Raw genomic sequence first — 385 nt, 5'->3', positions numbered from 1 at the left:
GTGCTGGACAAGTGCCACACCCGCTTCCGCCTGCCCTGGATCTGGGACGGCACCGAGGCCGTGTTGCAGAGCCGCTGCACCGACGAGACGGGCCACGTCCAGCCAACCCTTGCCGAACTGGTCAAGGTCCGCGGCACCAAGTCCGTCTATCACCTGAACGCGATCCAGAGCTGGCATGTCGCGGCCAGCGGGGAGGTGACGAATGTTCACGCGTGAACTCGCCCTTGGCGGGCTTATGGCGATGGCCTGCACCCTTGCCCATGCCCAGGAAGCCGATCCGGCACCGAATGCCGCCGCGCCTCGGACGGTCGCGGCCCTGCCGCAGCCGGTAGGGGATTTCGAGGAGCCAACGCCCCCCTCGCCCCTGCTCGACACACCCGAAACC

2 protein-coding genes are annotated in these 385 nt (G+C 68.1%); both read left to right on the top strand.

The features are described 5' to 3' along the window. Positions 1-216 (top strand): hypothetical protein (locus AB4091_RS22000; RefSeq protein ID WP_442295065.1); only part of this gene is annotated, 216 nt, incomplete at its 5' end. Then, positions 203-385: hypothetical protein (locus AB4091_RS21995; RefSeq protein ID WP_442295063.1), on the top strand; the 183-nt coding region annotated here is incomplete at its 3' end. The genes AB4091_RS22000 and AB4091_RS21995, both read left to right, overlap by 14 nt.

This window comes from Terrabacter sp. 2RAF25, assembly GCF_052115265.1.
In the GTDB taxonomy this organism is placed as follows: Bacteria; Actinomycetota; Actinomycetes; order Actinomycetales; family Dermatophilaceae; genus Terrabacter.
The sequence above is the reverse complement of the archived record's forward strand: the minus strand, read 5'-3'. Positions and strand labels throughout refer to the sequence as shown.